The organism is Methanobrevibacter sp., assembly GCF_045586545.1.
GTDB lineage: Archaea > Methanobacteriota > Methanobacteria > Methanobacteriales > Methanobacteriaceae > Methanocatella.
Map to the genome: position 1 here is coordinate 1 of NZ_JAZNAN010000132.1, position 14,457 is coordinate 14,457.

Below are 14,457 nucleotides of genomic sequence, written 5' to 3' on the forward strand. Positions count from 1 at the left end.
AAAGCTGATGGTGTTAAAAGAAGAAAAACCGTAAGAGGTAACACTATTGCTGATGATATAGTACAAATTAACAGTGTTGTTGTTAAAGAAGGTGCAAAACCAATAGCTGATATTCTTGGTGCTGATGAAGAAGAGGAAGAATAGTTCTACTATTTTCCTTATTTTACTTTATTAAATTTATAAAGAAGGTGGTTATCTGTGAATGTACAGTCAGATGTTAACATAGGTTTAGTTGGTCACGTAGACCATGGTAAGACTACTCTTACTAAAGCATTATCCGGGGTATGGACAGATACTCACAGTGAGGAAACAAAAAGAGGTATTTCCATTCGTTTAGGTTATGCAGACATTGAATTTAAAAAATGTCCTAAATGCGGTGAACCTGAATGTTATACTACTTCTGATGTTTGTGAAATCTGTGGTAGCGAAACTGAATTAATTAGAAAAGTATCCTTTGTTGATGCTCCAGGTCACGAAACTTTAATGGCAACTATGTTATCTGGTGCTGCAATTATGGATGGTGCAGTATTGGTTATTGCTGCAAATGAGACTTGTCCACAGCCACAAACTAAAGAACATCTTATGGCACTTGACGTAATAGGTGTTAAGGATGTAATCGTAGTTCAAAATAAAATTGATATTGTTTCAAAAGAAAGAGCTATTGAAAGTTATGAAGAAATAAAGGAATTTGTTAAAGGTACTTGTGCTGAAGATGCTTTAATAATACCTGTATCTGCTCAACAAGGAGCAAATGTCGATATACTAATTGAAGCAATGCTTAAACAAATTCAACCCCCTGAAAGAAATATCGATGATACTGCATTGATGCATGTTGCAAGGTCATTTGATATCAACAAACCTGGTTCAGGTGCTGATAAGATTAAGGGAGGAGTTATTGGTGGTACCCTAGTTCAGGGTAAATTTAAACTTGGTGATACTATTGAAATCAGACCAGGCCCTACTAATAACGGTGAAAGACTCATCCTGAAATCTGAAATTATCGGTCTTGAAGCTAATGGGGAACAAGTTGAAGAAATCGGTCCGGGTGGACTTGTAGGTATTGCAACCAAATTAGATCCATCTTTAACTAAATCAGATTCATTATCCGGTACTGTTGCTGGTGAAGAGGGAACATTGCCTGATGTATTGGATGCATTTAGTATGGAAGCTAATTTACTTGACCGTGTTGTCGGTACTAAAGACGAACGTGAAGTTGCTCCAATTAAAATCAAAGAACCATTGATGATTAATTGTGGTACTACAACTACTATTGGTGTGGTTACTGCAACTAAGAAAAATGATGTTGATGTCGTTCTCAAATTGCCAGTTTGCGCAAGCCCTGGTGACAGAGTAGCTTTAAGCCGTAGAGTTGGCGCTCGTTGGAGATTAATTGGTTACGGTATTATTAAATAGAGGGCAAATAATGGACTCTAAAGAAGTTGTAATTGATACCAATTTTTTTATGGTTCCTTTTCAGTTCAATGTAGACATTATCACTGAACTTGAAAAATTATTACCTTCTTATAAATTAACAACTCCTAGCTTTGTTATCAATGAATTGAAGGGTTTGAAAAATAATAATAAAGGAAAAGTAAGGCTGAATGCAAATTTGGCCTTGAAATTAGCTAATTCTTCAAAAGTTGAAATAAAGGATATTTCTTTACTTGAAAATGAAACTGTGGATGATGCGTTACTTAGAGTTTCAGAAGTATTAGCTACAAATGATATAGAATTAAAAAAGCGCGCAAAAGATATGGGCATCACTGTTGCATATCTTAGGCAAAAAAAATATATTGCTGTTGAAGGAAAAATATAATATTAATTAAACTTATTAAAAAAATGAGGGATTGTCTTGTATTATAAAACAAAAATTGAGGACACTGTAAGAATACCACCTTACAGATTTGGTGATCCTCTCGAAGAAGTCGCTATTCAAACTTTAAACGAAACTTACGAGGGTCGTTTAGACAAAAAACTTGGTTTACTCATTTGCGTTAATGAGATTGTTGAAATCAGTGAAGGTAGGCTCATTATGGGTGATGGTGCTTCATATCATAATGTTGTCTTCGAATCAATTTTCTTTAAACCTGAGCAACATGAAATTTTCAATGGTGAAGTAATTGATATTGCTGATTACGGTGCTTTTGTGAGAATTGGACCTATGGATGGTTTAATTCATGTTTCTCAAGTCACTGATGATTATATTAACTATGATGCGAAAAGAGTTGCATTAATAGCAAAAGAATCTAATAAAACTCTTGATGTGGGAGATTTAGTTAGAGCCAGAGCTGTTAGTGTTTCTATTAAAGATGAATCTACCAATAGTCGTGATAATATTAGGAATTCTAAAATACCTCTTACTATGAGACAAACCAATTTAGGTAGATTCGAATGGATTGCTGAAGCAAAAGAAAAAAGTAAGAAGGGTAAAGAATGAAAGCATGTACCGTTTGTAAAATGATTTCAAGCAAAGACCATTGTCCTAGTTGCGGAAATCCAACTTCTGACAATTGGAGTGGTCTTTTAATTATAACCAATCCAGAAGAATCTAAGATTGCCCGTGAATTGAATATTGAAATTCCGGGAGAATACTGTTTAAGAGTAAGATAGAGGGTTTATTGTGTTACGCTTAGATGCAGAATTAAATAAAGATATAATTGCAGAGCTCAAAAAGCCATTAGGCAAATTATATCCTGACTTTGAAGATGCTATTGATGAGATAAAATCTTCCGAGTTTTTAATTTCTGTCGGTGATGCAACATTCAGTAATCTTACTAAATACGAATTATATCCAAATATTGGTATAATTGATAATCTAATTCAAAGAAAAAATCATACTCATGAAATTATACGTGCAGAGCATATTTTAAAAGCGGAAAATCCTGCTGGAACTATTACAGATGATCTATGGGAAACCATAGGCCAAGCTCTTGAATTATCTAACAATGGTGAATGTTATGTAATTGAAGTAGCAGGGGAAGAAGATCTTGCAGTTCTTCCTTGCATCTTAATGGCAAATCCAGAAACCACCATTTTATATGGTCAACCGAATGAAGGATTAGTTCTTTTAAAAGTTTCTGACTTAAAAAATAAGGCTAAAATACTTATTGACGGATTTATTAAAGAATAAATTAAATGAGGTTTTATCATGGAAATCGAATTTATCGAAGAAAAAGAAAATAAATTATTTAACAGAAAAGAAATTAAATTTTATGTTGATTATGACGGAGAAGCAACTCCTAAAGTATTAGACATTAAATCAAAATTAGTAGCTTTATTAAATACTAAAAAAGAGTTACTTGTAGTTGACAATGTACAACCTCACTACGGTGAACCTAAAGCATTAGGATATGCTAAAGTTTATGATACTGTAGATGATTTACAATACATTGAAACTAAACATGTTTTAGCTAAAAATGAAGAACCTGAAGAAGAACCTGCTGAAGAAGAAGCAGAAGCAGAAGAATAGGTGATTTGAATGGTAAGAAAATCTGATCTTTACAAAGTAGATGGCGACAAAATTGAAAGAAAAAACCCAATTTGTCCTCGTTGTGGTGAAGGCGTATTCATGGCTGACCATGGTGACAGATTCGCTTGTGGTAAATGTGGATACACTGAAATGAAAAAATAAGATTATTTAAATCTTCATTTCTTTTTTTTATTTATTTTTATTTTAATCTTAAATCATTTTTAAGAAGGGATTTTGTTGGATAATATTAGAAACGGTCGTTTTAAAACTGGAATGACTGATGAAGCGGCTATATATACTTCATCACTTGAAGCAGATAAACTTCTTTTTGAAGCAGACATTAAAACTAATTTTGCACACACTTCAATGCTGAAACATGAAGGCATCATTGATGAGGATATTGCAGATAATATCTTATGTGCTCTTGACAGTCTTAAGGAAGAAGGATATGATGCTTTAGTATTTGATCCTTCTGTTGAAGACGTTCATATGGCTATTGAAAACTATGTAACTTCCAAAATTGGTCCTCAGGCTGGTTTTATGCATACTGCAAAATCACGTAATGACCAGGTGGCATGTGATGTCAGATTAGTTTTAAGGGAAAAGATTTCCGAAATACAGATTGGCATTTTGGAGTTTATGGAAGGCCTTGTTGAAATGGCAGGCGAGCATTTGGAAGATGTTTTCATTGGATTTACTCACTTGCAGCATGCTCAACCTATTACAATAGCCCATCACTTGATGGCTCATGTACAGGCACTTAAAAGGGATTATGAACGTTTTGACGACACTTATAAACGTGTTAATTTGAATCCATTGGGTTCCGCCGCTATGGCAACTACCAGTTTTCCGATTAACAGACAATTAACTACTGATTTACTTGGCTTTGATGCATATCTTGAAAACTCAATGGACGGGGTTTCTGCAAGGGACTTCATCGCTGAGGCAGTATTTGACATGGTCTGTCTGTGCACCACATTATCCAAAATCTGTGAAGAGCTTGTATTATGGAGCACTTATGAATTCGGCGTTATCGAAATGGCCGATGAATATTCATCAACTTCTTCTATTATGCCACAAAAGAAAAACCCTGATGTTGCAGAACTTGCAAGAGGAAAATGCGCTATTGTAAATGGTGAATTGGTTACAATCTTAACTATATTGAAGGCTATTGCATACACATATAATAGGGATTTACAGGAAATTACTCCTCATTTATGGAATTCAATTAATGTAACTCAAGATACATTGTCAATTGTAACTAAAATGTTGCTTTCAGTCGAATTTAAAGTTGACAGATGTGCAGAGCTCGCCGGCAAAAACTTTGCAACTGCAACCGATTTAGCCGATATTATGGTTCGTGAGAAGAATATTCCATTTAGAACCGCTCATAAGATTGTTGGAAGAATAGTCAATGAAGCCACAGCTAATGAAATGGCTGAAGAGGACATCACTTCCAGATTCATCGATGACATTGCTGTTGATTTAGGTTTTGATGAGTTGAATTTGGATGATGATTTAATTCAAAGGGCATTAAATCCGGCAGAAAACGTTAGAATTAGGGCTGTTCCAGGGGGTCCTGCTCCTGAAATGGTTGAAATTGCACGTGACAACATCAAAGACTTTTTAAATGAAGAATTTGAAAAACAGGGAATTTAATCAATTCCTATATTTTTTTATTTTAAAAATTATTTAGGTTTACCTAAACTTTATATACTTAAACAGACAAAATAATAATTGCGAATATAATCTTTTGGTTATTGCGCATGGTTTGGGATGGGATATTATAAGATACTTATTAATTATTCCTCAATAAGTTCAATAAGTAAAGCTCAGCTCTTATTTTATCTCACTCTATAATCATCAGCTGTTTTAATCTTTTGTTTCTTTGTAATTTTCACGTATCTCTTTTTCAAGTTCCTCATCAGCTTCAATGACTGGTCCGGTATAGTCACAGTCATAACATTCCCATTGAGACCAGTTCTGAGGTATAATCCATTTCACGTTTCTAGATCCGCATCTTGGACAGATTTTATGCATCATATTATCACCTGCTATTTTGTTTTGTAAAAACTCCAGATTAAATTAAGAGCCTCACCCGGTTCCAGTGCGCCTGAACGGGTTTCCCTTAGGATTCTCTGGATTGAAAATTTCTTGAGATAAGGGAATTTCTTATGCACTTCATAAAGAAGCGGACAACCAAATCCTTTAATCTCCTTTAAATCATACTTTCTAATCAATGATTTTATATGTTGTTTGCCGATACTTAAACTTGCCGGAAGGTTCAATCGATATAATGAATCCTCCTGCAGATTTATGCATTGACTGCCGGTTGCAAGCATATCACCAAAGACAATTATCGGTATTTCTCTAGATTTTGCATATTGTTTCACCAGCTCTGAAGTATTTTTGGAACATCTTCCGCAGGGATGAAGCTTTCCAGTAAATGATTCCTGGATAATGTCTGAATAGTCGGCTTCAATATATTCATGCTCAACATCTAATTTTTCACATAAATTATGAATGTTGTCCTTGAACTGTTTCGGCAGAATTATTGTTCCAGGATCAACTGTAACGGCAATCGGATTGAAGCCTAATTTTTTGGCTAAAATAAGTGAAAAGCTGCTGTCGACTCCGCCTGAAAGTGCAACGACAGCCTCAATATTTTCTGACTCTTCAAATTCATTTTCATCTATATAGTTTTCAAGGTTGAAGCTGTAAATGTTATCCAATTTGGAATCAATTACCTTTTCCAGGTTTTTAATACCTGTCAAATCTGAATTTAGGTTATGGACGGTTTTTTTGGATAGCTTTAATTTGTATTCCTTGTTTAGAAAGTCTCCATAAGACTCAACATGGATGCTGTTTAAATTAAGCTTTTCTTTAAGCTTTCCCACTACCCATCCGCCTTTTCCGATAATTGCTGATTTATCTGGGCGGTCTTCAGTAATGATCCACAATTCGTTATTTTCAAAGTAAATCTCTTCAATAAAAATATTTACTTTATCATGCCCAATCTCTTCACGAATCCGATTGACTTCGCTTAAAATAAATTCTTTGGTGTACATTGTTAATCTAATATTATTTTAAAATTTGTTATATAAATTTTTAATCTAAAGAAATCTTTAATAATTTTTTTCAACATATCTAACATTGAGGGAAAATCATATGAAATATAGAATGTTAGGCAATACTGGAATTGAAGTATCTGAAATTGCATTTGGAGCCGAATTTCTGGTGGAAAGGCCTTATGAAGATACTGAAGCTTTAATCAGGGCTTGCGAAGAAAACGGAATTAATTTCGTTGACTGTTGGATGAGTGAACCTGATGTACGCTCACACTTGGGCCGTGCAATCAAGCCTAATCGTGAAAATTGGGTCATTCAGGGCCATATAGGTGCAACTTGGCAGAATGAGCAGTATGTTAGAACACGTGAAATGGATAAGGTAATTCCGGCATTCGAAGACTTCATGGAAAGGTTTCAAATTGATACATTGGATTTCGGCATGATTCACTATGTTGACCAATTGGATGATTACAATGAGATAATGAATGGACCCTTCATAGAATACGTCAGAAAACTTAAGGAGGAAGGAACAATAGCTCACATAGGGTTAAGTACGCATAATCCGGATATCGGCATATTGGCGGCCAGAAATCCTGAAATAGAACTGCTGATGTTTTCGATTAATCCTGCATTCGACATGTTCGGTGCGATGGATGACATTGAAGAGTATAGAAAAGATGATGCATTTGACAATGATTTGGCCAGCCTGAATCCCCAAAGAGCAGAAATATATGAGTTATGTGAGGAAAACGGAACTGCCCTGACGGTAATGAAAGGCTTTTTTGGAGGCAATCTGTTAAGTGATGAAACTTCACCTTTTGGCGTAGCGTTAACTCCCGTTCAATGTATTCACTATGCACTGGAGCAGAAAGGTGTTTCAAGCATTTTCGTTGGCGTAAAGACAGTTGATGAATTATTGGAATCCTTGAAATATTGCAGTGCAAGCGATTCTGAAAAGGATTACACGGAAGTTTTGAAAAATGCGCCTAAACATTCATTTAAAGGGCAATGCACCTATTGCGGTCATTGCGCTCCATGCGCTTCAGGAATAGATATTGCAATGGTGAATAAGCTATTTGACCTTGCAAAAAACCATGATGAAGTTCCAGCAAGCATACAGGAGCACTATAACAACTTGAAATATAATGCAACTGATTGCATTGCATGCGGGGAATGTGAACCGAGATGTCCTTTTGAAGTCTATATTGTGGATGTTATGCTTGATGCACAGGATTTATTTGGGTTTTGACCCTCTCCTGCTTAAAGAAGCTGGAAAATTCTTGCGCTATAATGTTAAATATAATCTTCTATAAAATAATGAATGCTGGTGTCAATATTATTATTAAAATATTATCATTCAGACTATAATTGAAATATGGAGGCAGTTATGGAATATAAAAAATGTCCTTTTTGTAGCGAATTAAACGAAACTGACAATAAATTTTGCGTTTATTGCGGTAAAAAGTTTCCATTCAATGATACTACGTCTAAATCATTGGATGAGGGTTCTGATCATAAGGAGGAATTAAAAAGTGAAGAAGAGGAAGTTATTAACTGTCCAAAATGCAATGCTTTGAATTCTGCAGAAAGTATTGAGTGTTGCAAATGTGGATATCTGTTAAAAAACCATATAAAAAATTCATTTCACAGCTCAAATGAAAAGAACTATAAGAGATGTCTTAGCTGCGGTAACATTATATCCTCAGATGAGCATGTCTGTGGCATATGCGGATATGACCTTTCAGATTTAAATATTGATTATAATACTTCCGGCAATTTTTTTGAAGAGCATCCCCAATACAGTGAATACGGAAAAAATCTTGACTTTTTTGAAGGCATTAATAAATTCAATGATTATGATACATTCCTGTTTCAATTTAAAGAGTTCTGCATTAAAAATAATATTGATTTAAACATGTTTAGCATTGGAATGGTAAAATGCCCTGAATGTTCGGATTATTTTAGTTTTATCTCTCCTCATTTTATGAAAACTCATGAGTGTCCACATTGCAGCAATAAATTTGAATTTGAGGTAATTGAGGAGATATATTGCCTTAATTGCGGAAGGCCATTTAAGGAAGGTCAAAGCAAATGCGAATGCGGATATGAGTTTGCAGATGTAAAATGTCCAAAATGCGGCACATATAATGAGTACACAGATAATTACTGCACTTCATGCGGCAATGTGCTGAGAAATTATAATACGCCAGTTAGGCATATAAATCCTCGCGGATGCTATACTAGGGATAATCAGATATTTCTGGACATGGACTCTCTTAAAAAGGAATTATTTAAAAATCCCTATAAGATAAATGATGAAATCCATTCCAGCGTACTGCTTGAGGAATATTCAAAAAACGATAAAATTATTGACGAGATATGTTCAAGATGGTGGATTGTCTCTCCATTCAACTGCAAAAGGTGTCAAAGTAAAGTGGAACCCCTGCAGGACAACTGCCAGAAATGCAATATTACTCATCATTGCGGTGTTTATGAAGATAGAGTTCGGGAGCTTAAAACTGTTAAAAATAATTATGTTGAAGCTAAAAAGGACATTGCTGGATTAAGTAATTTTAAATGGACTTATAAACCCGATGAATCCGATGAAGTTGATTTTTTTAACTCCTTAGCACCTGTAATCGGCGAATCTCATGTGCAATACAGGCAAAGACTTTTAAAGGAATATGGTGAAAACTGTGCTATTTCATATCTTATAAAAAGCGAATGGAATATATATTTTGAAAACAGCTGCATGAACTGCGGCAGTGAATTTGAACCCTATATCTTACATTGTCCGTCCTGCGGTGCGAAAAAAGATGTTCCAGCATTAACTGTAATGCTGAATGATGATGATATTGTAATAGAGAACTTTCCTCACCAGTATGATGATTTTGCCTATAAAGTAAAACGGATTTGCCATGACAATGGAGGAGATATAGAATTTGCTGATGAAGGAGTTGTAGGCTGTCCGGAATGTTTCAATTATTTTCATTATCTCACTTCTGATTTCATCGATACTCAAAGATGTCCGCATTGCGGTGTTCATTTTGATTTTAGTGCTACAATATATCTGGATGAATGGGACTATTACGGATTATCATATGATGAATATATGGAACAGTATTATGGCCTTAAATAGTTAACTTAGGATGTTGTTTAACGACAAATAATCAATGCAAATATTATCTGCAATCTAATTTTTATATCTGTTTTAACAAAACTATTAAGTGATTACTATGGCGTATGAAATTAAAAACAAAAAAAATATATCAACAATAGGTGTTCATGCCGGTCAGGAAGAAGTCGATGAGACCGGATCAAGAGTAACACCAATTTATCAGACTACCTCTTATGTATTTGAGTCTTCCGAGCAGGCTGCAAACAGGTTTGCACTTAAAGAAGGAGGAAACATTTACACAAGACTTACAAACCCTACAACCGAAGCATTTGAAAAGAGAATGGCTGCAATTGAAGGCGGGACTGCCGCTTATGCAACCGCATCAGGAATGGCAGCTATATTTTATGCAATCATTAACATAACAAAAGTCGGGGATAATATAGTATCAGCGGACAATCTGTATGGCGGAACATATGAACTGTTTGAAAATACATTGGAAGAATTAGGCCGTACCGTTACATTTGTCGACTCACAGTCCCCTGAACTGTTTGAAGAGGCTATTGATGATAAGACAAAAGCTATTTATGTTGAATCAATTGGAAATCCGAAACTGGACATTCCCGATTTCGATAGGTTGGCTGAAATTGCGCATTCCCATGGAATTCCATTGATTGCTGACAATACTGTAGGTATTGGTTCAGTTCGTCCATTTGACCATGGAGCGGATATTATTGCAAGCTCCGCTACAAAATATATTGGCGGTCACGGTACAACCTTAGGAGGAATTGTCATTGAAAAAGGCGATTTTGACTGGATGAACGGTAAATTCCCAACATTGTCTGAGCCTGATGAGACATACAACGGTTTGGTATTTGGTGAAACATTCAAGGGCGCTGCCTTTACAACAAGAATCAGAACTGTTGTTGGAAGGGATACTGGTGCGGTTCCTTCTCCTTTCGGATCATTCCTGCTCCTGCAGGGTCTTGAAACATTAGGCTTAAGAATTGAAAGGCATGCTTCAAATGCTATGGCTGTTGCAAAACACCTGGAAGCTCATCCAAAAGTGGCATGGGTAACCTATTCTGGTCTTGAAAGCTCTCCTAACCATGAAGTGGCTAAAAAATATGCAGAAAAGGGCTATGGTGGAATCGTTTCATTTGGTCTTAAGGCAGGTTATGACGGTGCTTTAAAATTCATTGAAAATGTTGAACTGATTTCATTTTTAGCAAATATCGGTGATGCAAAATCATTAGTGACCCACCCTGCTTCAACAACACATTCCCAACTGTCTGAAGAACAGCAATTGTCTACCGGCGTAACACCAGATTTAATCAGGTTTTCTGTGGGAATTGAGGACATTGAAGACATTTTGGCCGATGTTGACCAGGCTTTAGATAAAATTTAATATTTTATCTTTTTCTTATTTTTTTTTTAATTTTTATTCGATATAATTTTATAATTTGGAATATAAATTTAATAATATAATCAATTTTATATGGGTTAGATTAAAATGTCTGAATTAAAATATATGGAACTATCTTTAGATGAAATTTTAAGGAATCTTAACAGATGCAAATCAATTGTTGTTAATCAGGAAGAGGCAATCAGCCAATTTAGGGACATAATTTTATCCGCTTCCAATAAAAGAGTGTCAAAAGAAAGAAAATCAACAATTTTCCTTGCAGGTGCAGGCAGATCAGGTTTTGTTGCCAAGGCGTTTGCAATGAGACTGATGCATTTGGGATTCTATGTTTATGTATTTGGCGAATCACTTGTACCTCCTGTAAATGACGGGGACATTATCATCATTGTTTCTAAATCAGGCAAATCTAATTCTATTACTCAAATCGTAGAAGATTCAAAAATTGATAATGTTAAATTCTTAGCAGTCTGTGGAAATACCGAATCAGAACTTGCCCAAAAATCCGATGCAAGAATCGTAATTGATTCTCTGCCTCAAACTTTAATTAATCTGGAAGATGAGGATGTCAATAAGTTTATGGAATCATTGCCAAGAAGTTTGATAAACTTTGAAAGTGATGACGATATTAAGTCTAAAATTGATAAATTGCCTAAAAAATCAGCTGATTTAACTTCCAAAGAGGTTTGGAAATCAATTGAAGTATTGCCTTCTGAAATTTCAGGAATAAGTAACATTTATCGTCCATTGGAATTGATTTTGATGGGAACAGCATTTGAATTATCTGCTTTGGTGATTCTTGATGCATTGGTAAATGAATTGATGCAGAACTTAAATCTGCGTGAAAAGGATTTAAAAGGATATCATGATGTTTTAAGCAGTTCCATTTAATTCTAAAATCATTTTTAAAGACAGACATAAAATAATATTTATCAGGTGTTAAAATGAATGAAACAAATTTAAGACACTATATCGATGAATTTTTTGAGCAGTTAACATTGTATGATGACTATCACAATGGACATTATTACAAAGACTTATTAAAAGCTGGAATCGATGTATTTCTTGACAATGAAAATTCCTACAATGCATATGAGATTTACAGAACATTTTTCATGATTTATCAGATTACTGCTGAAAACAAGTCTGAAGAAACAAAGAATACCAAAATTACAAAGGAACCGAATGTCCTTCTGGATTTGGTTAAGATAATGAAAAAATATGAGGAAAACACAGGAGAGTTAATCGAAAAGCAAAGGGATCACTTCATTCATTCCGTTAATGTTTTCCTTTTGGGATTAGCTATTTATTCTCAAAATAAAAGCTATAGGGACTACTTTAGAAATTATATTTTAAGAGGCCCTTATAAAAAGTATTATAAAATTGACGATGACTTTTCCCATGAAGAGTTTTTATACCGCTGGGGTGTAGCAGCTCTTTTCCACGACATCGGTTATCCTGTCGAGATTATTGGAAAACAGCTTAAAAAATTCATAAATGATGGTATCAAATCCATTTCAAGTTCCTACGGTGCGGATACTGCAATCGATTTCAAGGACTTCAATGAATTCAATACAATTGTCAAAATCAATCCGGATTTTGCGGATAAGTATACTAGCATTTATCCGGAAGCAAAATTCTTGAACTTATTCAAGCCTACAGACATCATGGCTCATAAGATTGCAACTGACTTTAAAGGAGTGGACGTGAATCAGGTAGTAAAGCACCTTGACAGGTTTGTCGATATCATGGGCAACAGCGGCTTTATCGACCATGGTTTCTTCTCATCAATTCTTGTTTTGAATTCCTATGGTTATCTAATCCAAAAATATGCTAAAAACCAGGATTTCTTCTTCTATCCAATTGTTGACAGTGCAACTGCCATTCTATTGCATAATTATTATAGGAATGTCCTGCAAAAAAATCCTTTTAGCTTGAAAGCATTGCATCCTTCCCAATCACCTTTAGCGTTTTTATTAATCTTATGTGATGAGCTTCAGGAGTGGAACAGACGTCCGTTCGGAGTGAAGGATAAAAAGAGAAGTCATGTCAATGATTTGCTTTTAAGAATTGATGATACTGGTATGGATGTAAGCTACATCGTTAAGAGCGGGTCCATCGGTTTAGGATTCTCAGAAGATAAGGAAGAGTTGCTCAAGAGTGTTTTATCACTAAAAAGCGTATTTAAATTAGGTTTAAGAATAATCACTGATGTTCAACAGGAAAATATTATCCGAAATATTATTCATAAGGATGTTCAGGCGCCGGATATTCTTTTGCGAAACGTTGAAAATCTGGCCATTTTGACTCATAACCAATATGTGGAAACTACCAAAAAGCAATATGAAGAAAAAATTGCCAAAGGCGAAGAGCCGGATGAGGAGTTCATGGAAAAATACAACGGATTATGCTCATTCGACGAGCTGACTTCCCAGCTAAAAATAGCCAATATCAGACAGGCAAGGTCAATTCCAGTTAAATTGGGAATTATCGGCTGTGAACTTGCTGATGAAAATGATGAAAGGGAACCAATTTTGGAGTTTTCAGATAATGAAGTGCTTGATTTGGCAATGTTCGAGCATGACGAATGGTGTGCTGAAAAAGAAGGTACCGGTTGGGTATACGGTGAGAAAAAGGATATCAAAAATCTCGTGACCCCTTATCTGGTTCCATGGGAGGAACTTCCTGCAGACATTCAGGAATATGATATCGATCCGGTTAAGAACATTCCATCTTTGATGCAATCAATCGGTTTGAAGGTTGTAAGAACAAAAATCAGGCTTTTGACTTTTGAAATGCATAATTTCTACACAAATGAAGTGACTTTTGAAGAGCTGCCGGAATATACAAAGTATTCCAATTATAAACAGACTGATTTCCTGGTTAAAATCCTATCAGAACTCGGTTATGATGTGGTGGATATTGATTCTCCAGGAGAGCCAATTACCAGTTTGGATGAAGATTCCGTTGATTATTTGGCAGAAAGGGAACACAATGCATGGTACAGGCTTAAAGTTAACCTAGGTTGGACCTATGACTCAGTTAAGGATGAAGTTGCAAAGACAAATCCTAACCTTGTTGAATGGGATGCACTTGACTATGAAACCCAGGAGTCAAATAGGGCCACATTTAAGAATCTTCCGCAATTGTGCAAGAATGTCGATTTGAAAATCGTTAAAAATTAATTCAAAAAGGGAATTAAATCTGTTGATTTAATTTCTCCAATTATTTTTTCTTTAAAGTATTACTTTTTTTATCATTTTTTAGGTTTTCGTAATACTTTTAGTTAAGTATTACTTTTTAATCATTCATTTAAATACTAAGTATTATTATTTTTAAATTTTGACAATAGTTATTACTTTTTAGTGGATTTCAGGCCATT

The 14,457-nt window shown here is 34.9% G+C and carries 16 protein-coding genes; 14 read left to right on the top strand and 2 right to left on the bottom strand.

Features of this window, described 5'->3' with window-relative positions; all coding sequences use genetic code 11:
- From ACKI3D_RS09835 to argH, 9 genes are all read left to right on the top strand, one after another.
- Window positions 1-144 (top strand): S6e family ribosomal protein (locus ACKI3D_RS09835; protein WP_407394177.1); only part of this gene is annotated, 144 nt, incomplete at its 5' end.
- 54 nt (window positions 145-198) lie between these two features.
- Window positions 199-1,413 (top strand): translation initiation factor IF-2 subunit gamma, encoded by a 1,215-nt coding sequence (locus tag ACKI3D_RS09840; protein ID WP_407394128.1) that lies wholly within the window; start codon window positions 199-201, stop codon window positions 1,411-1,413.
- A 10-nt stretch (window positions 1,414-1,423) separates the two neighbouring features.
- Entirely contained in the window at window positions 1,424-1,816 is a 393-nt protein-coding gene (locus ACKI3D_RS09845; RefSeq protein WP_407394130.1) for a PIN domain-containing protein, read from the top strand.
- A gap of 36 nt (window positions 1,817-1,852) precedes the next feature.
- Entirely contained in the window at window positions 1,853-2,437 is a 585-nt protein-coding gene (locus ACKI3D_RS09850) for a DNA-directed RNA polymerase (RefSeq protein WP_407394132.1), read from the top strand.
- A complete protein-coding gene (gene spt4, locus ACKI3D_RS09855) occupies window positions 2,434-2,610 on the top strand; it encodes a transcription elongation factor subunit Spt4 (RefSeq protein ID WP_407394133.1) in 177 nt (58 codons plus the stop codon). The genes ACKI3D_RS09850 and spt4 overlap by 4 nt, the downstream gene beginning before the upstream one ends.
- 10 nt (window positions 2,611-2,620) lie before the next feature.
- A complete protein-coding gene (locus ACKI3D_RS09860; protein ID WP_407394135.1) occupies window positions 2,621-3,130 on the top strand; it encodes a GTP-dependent dephospho-CoA kinase family protein in 510 nt (169 codons plus the stop codon).
- Window positions 3,131-3,148: 18 nt separating this feature from the next.
- Window positions 3,149-3,469, top strand: coding sequence for a 30S ribosomal protein S24e (locus ACKI3D_RS09865; RefSeq protein ID WP_407394137.1), 321 nt, complete (start codon window positions 3,149-3,151; stop codon window positions 3,467-3,469).
- A 9-nt stretch (window positions 3,470-3,478) separates the two neighbouring features.
- Window positions 3,479-3,631, top strand: a complete 153-nt coding sequence (locus ACKI3D_RS09870) for a 30S ribosomal protein S27ae (protein ID WP_292784086.1) — start codon at window positions 3,479-3,481, stop codon at window positions 3,629-3,631.
- Between the two features lie 75 nt (window positions 3,632-3,706).
- Window positions 3,707-5,128 carry an argininosuccinate lyase gene (argH, locus tag ACKI3D_RS09875; protein WP_407394139.1) on the top strand — a complete coding sequence of 474 codons (1,422 nt, stop codon included), beginning with the start codon at window positions 3,707-3,709 and terminating at the stop codon, window positions 5,126-5,128.
- A gap of 213 nt (window positions 5,129-5,341) precedes the next feature.
- On the opposite strand, the gene ACKI3D_RS09880 is transcribed toward argH, so the two are convergent.
- Window positions 5,342-5,512 (bottom strand): hypothetical protein, encoded by a 171-nt coding sequence (locus ACKI3D_RS09880; RefSeq protein WP_407394141.1) that lies wholly within the window; start codon window positions 5,510-5,512, stop codon window positions 5,342-5,344.
- A gap of 11 nt (window positions 5,513-5,523) precedes the next feature.
- Window positions 5,524-6,537: a 7-cyano-7-deazaguanine synthase gene (locus ACKI3D_RS09885; protein WP_407394142.1), complete on the bottom strand. Its 1,014-nt coding sequence runs from the start codon at window positions 6,535-6,537 to the stop codon at window positions 5,524-5,526.
- 100 nt (window positions 6,538-6,637) lie between these two features.
- Here ACKI3D_RS09885 and ACKI3D_RS09890 point away from each other — a divergent pair, with 100 nt between their 5' ends.
- From ACKI3D_RS09890 to ACKI3D_RS09910, 5 genes are all read left to right on the top strand, one after another.
- On the top strand, window positions 6,638-7,786 hold the full coding sequence (locus ACKI3D_RS09890; RefSeq protein ID WP_407394144.1) for an aldo/keto reductase: 1,149 nt from the start codon (window positions 6,638-6,640) through the stop codon (window positions 7,784-7,786).
- A 138-nt stretch (window positions 7,787-7,924) separates the two neighbouring features.
- Window positions 7,925-9,676, top strand: a complete 1,752-nt coding sequence (locus ACKI3D_RS09895) for a hypothetical protein (RefSeq protein WP_407394145.1) — start codon at window positions 7,925-7,927, stop codon at window positions 9,674-9,676.
- A 97-nt stretch (window positions 9,677-9,773) separates the two neighbouring features.
- Window positions 9,774-11,060, top strand: a complete 1,287-nt coding sequence (locus ACKI3D_RS09900; protein ID WP_407394147.1) for an O-acetylhomoserine aminocarboxypropyltransferase/cysteine synthase family protein — start codon at window positions 9,774-9,776, stop codon at window positions 11,058-11,060.
- Window positions 11,061-11,165: 105 nt separating this feature from the next.
- Complete coding sequence (locus ACKI3D_RS09905; RefSeq protein WP_407394149.1) at window positions 11,166-11,966, top strand: SIS domain-containing protein; 801 nt, start codon at window positions 11,166-11,168, stop codon at window positions 11,964-11,966.
- 53 nt (window positions 11,967-12,019) lie between these two features.
- The gene (locus ACKI3D_RS09910) at window positions 12,020-14,260 is read left to right on the top strand and encodes a RyR domain-containing protein (RefSeq protein WP_407394151.1); all 2,241 of its coding nucleotides are present in this window, start codon (window positions 12,020-12,022) and stop codon (window positions 14,258-14,260) included.
- The last annotated feature ends 197 nt before the right edge of the window (window positions 14,261-14,457 follow it).

Excerpts from the sequence above, each read along its gene's own strand:
- ACKI3D_RS09890 (WP_407394144.1), top strand. The coding sequence starts at position 6,638 with ATGAAATATAGAATGTTAGGCAATACTGGAATTGAAGTATCTGAAATT.
- ACKI3D_RS09895 (WP_407394145.1), top strand. The coding sequence starts at position 7,925 with ATGGAATATAAAAAATGTCCTTTTTGTAGCGAATTAAACGAAACTGAC.
- ACKI3D_RS09880 (WP_407394141.1), bottom strand. The coding sequence starts at position 5,512 with ATGATGCATAAAATCTGTCCAAGATGCGGATCTAGAAACGTGAAATGG.
- ACKI3D_RS09865 (WP_407394137.1), top strand. The coding sequence starts at position 3,149 with ATGGAAATCGAATTTATCGAAGAAAAAGAAAATAAATTATTTAACAGA.
- ACKI3D_RS09885 (WP_407394142.1), bottom strand. The coding sequence starts at position 6,537 with ATGTACACCAAAGAATTTATTTTAAGCGAAGTCAATCGGATTCGTGAA.
- ACKI3D_RS09905 (WP_407394149.1), top strand. The coding sequence starts at position 11,166 with ATGTCTGAATTAAAATATATGGAACTATCTTTAGATGAAATTTTAAGG.
- ACKI3D_RS09910 (WP_407394151.1), top strand. The coding sequence starts at position 12,020 with ATGAATGAAACAAATTTAAGACACTATATCGATGAATTTTTTGAGCAG.
- spt4 (WP_407394133.1), top strand. The coding sequence starts at position 2,434 with ATGAAAGCATGTACCGTTTGTAAAATGATTTCAAGCAAAGACCATTGT.
- ACKI3D_RS09900 (WP_407394147.1), top strand. The coding sequence starts at position 9,774 with ATGGCGTATGAAATTAAAAACAAAAAAAATATATCAACAATAGGTGTT.
- ACKI3D_RS09845 (WP_407394130.1), top strand. The coding sequence starts at position 1,424 with ATGGACTCTAAAGAAGTTGTAATTGATACCAATTTTTTTATGGTTCCT.
- ACKI3D_RS09870 (WP_292784086.1), top strand. The coding sequence starts at position 3,479 with ATGGTAAGAAAATCTGATCTTTACAAAGTAGATGGCGACAAAATTGAA.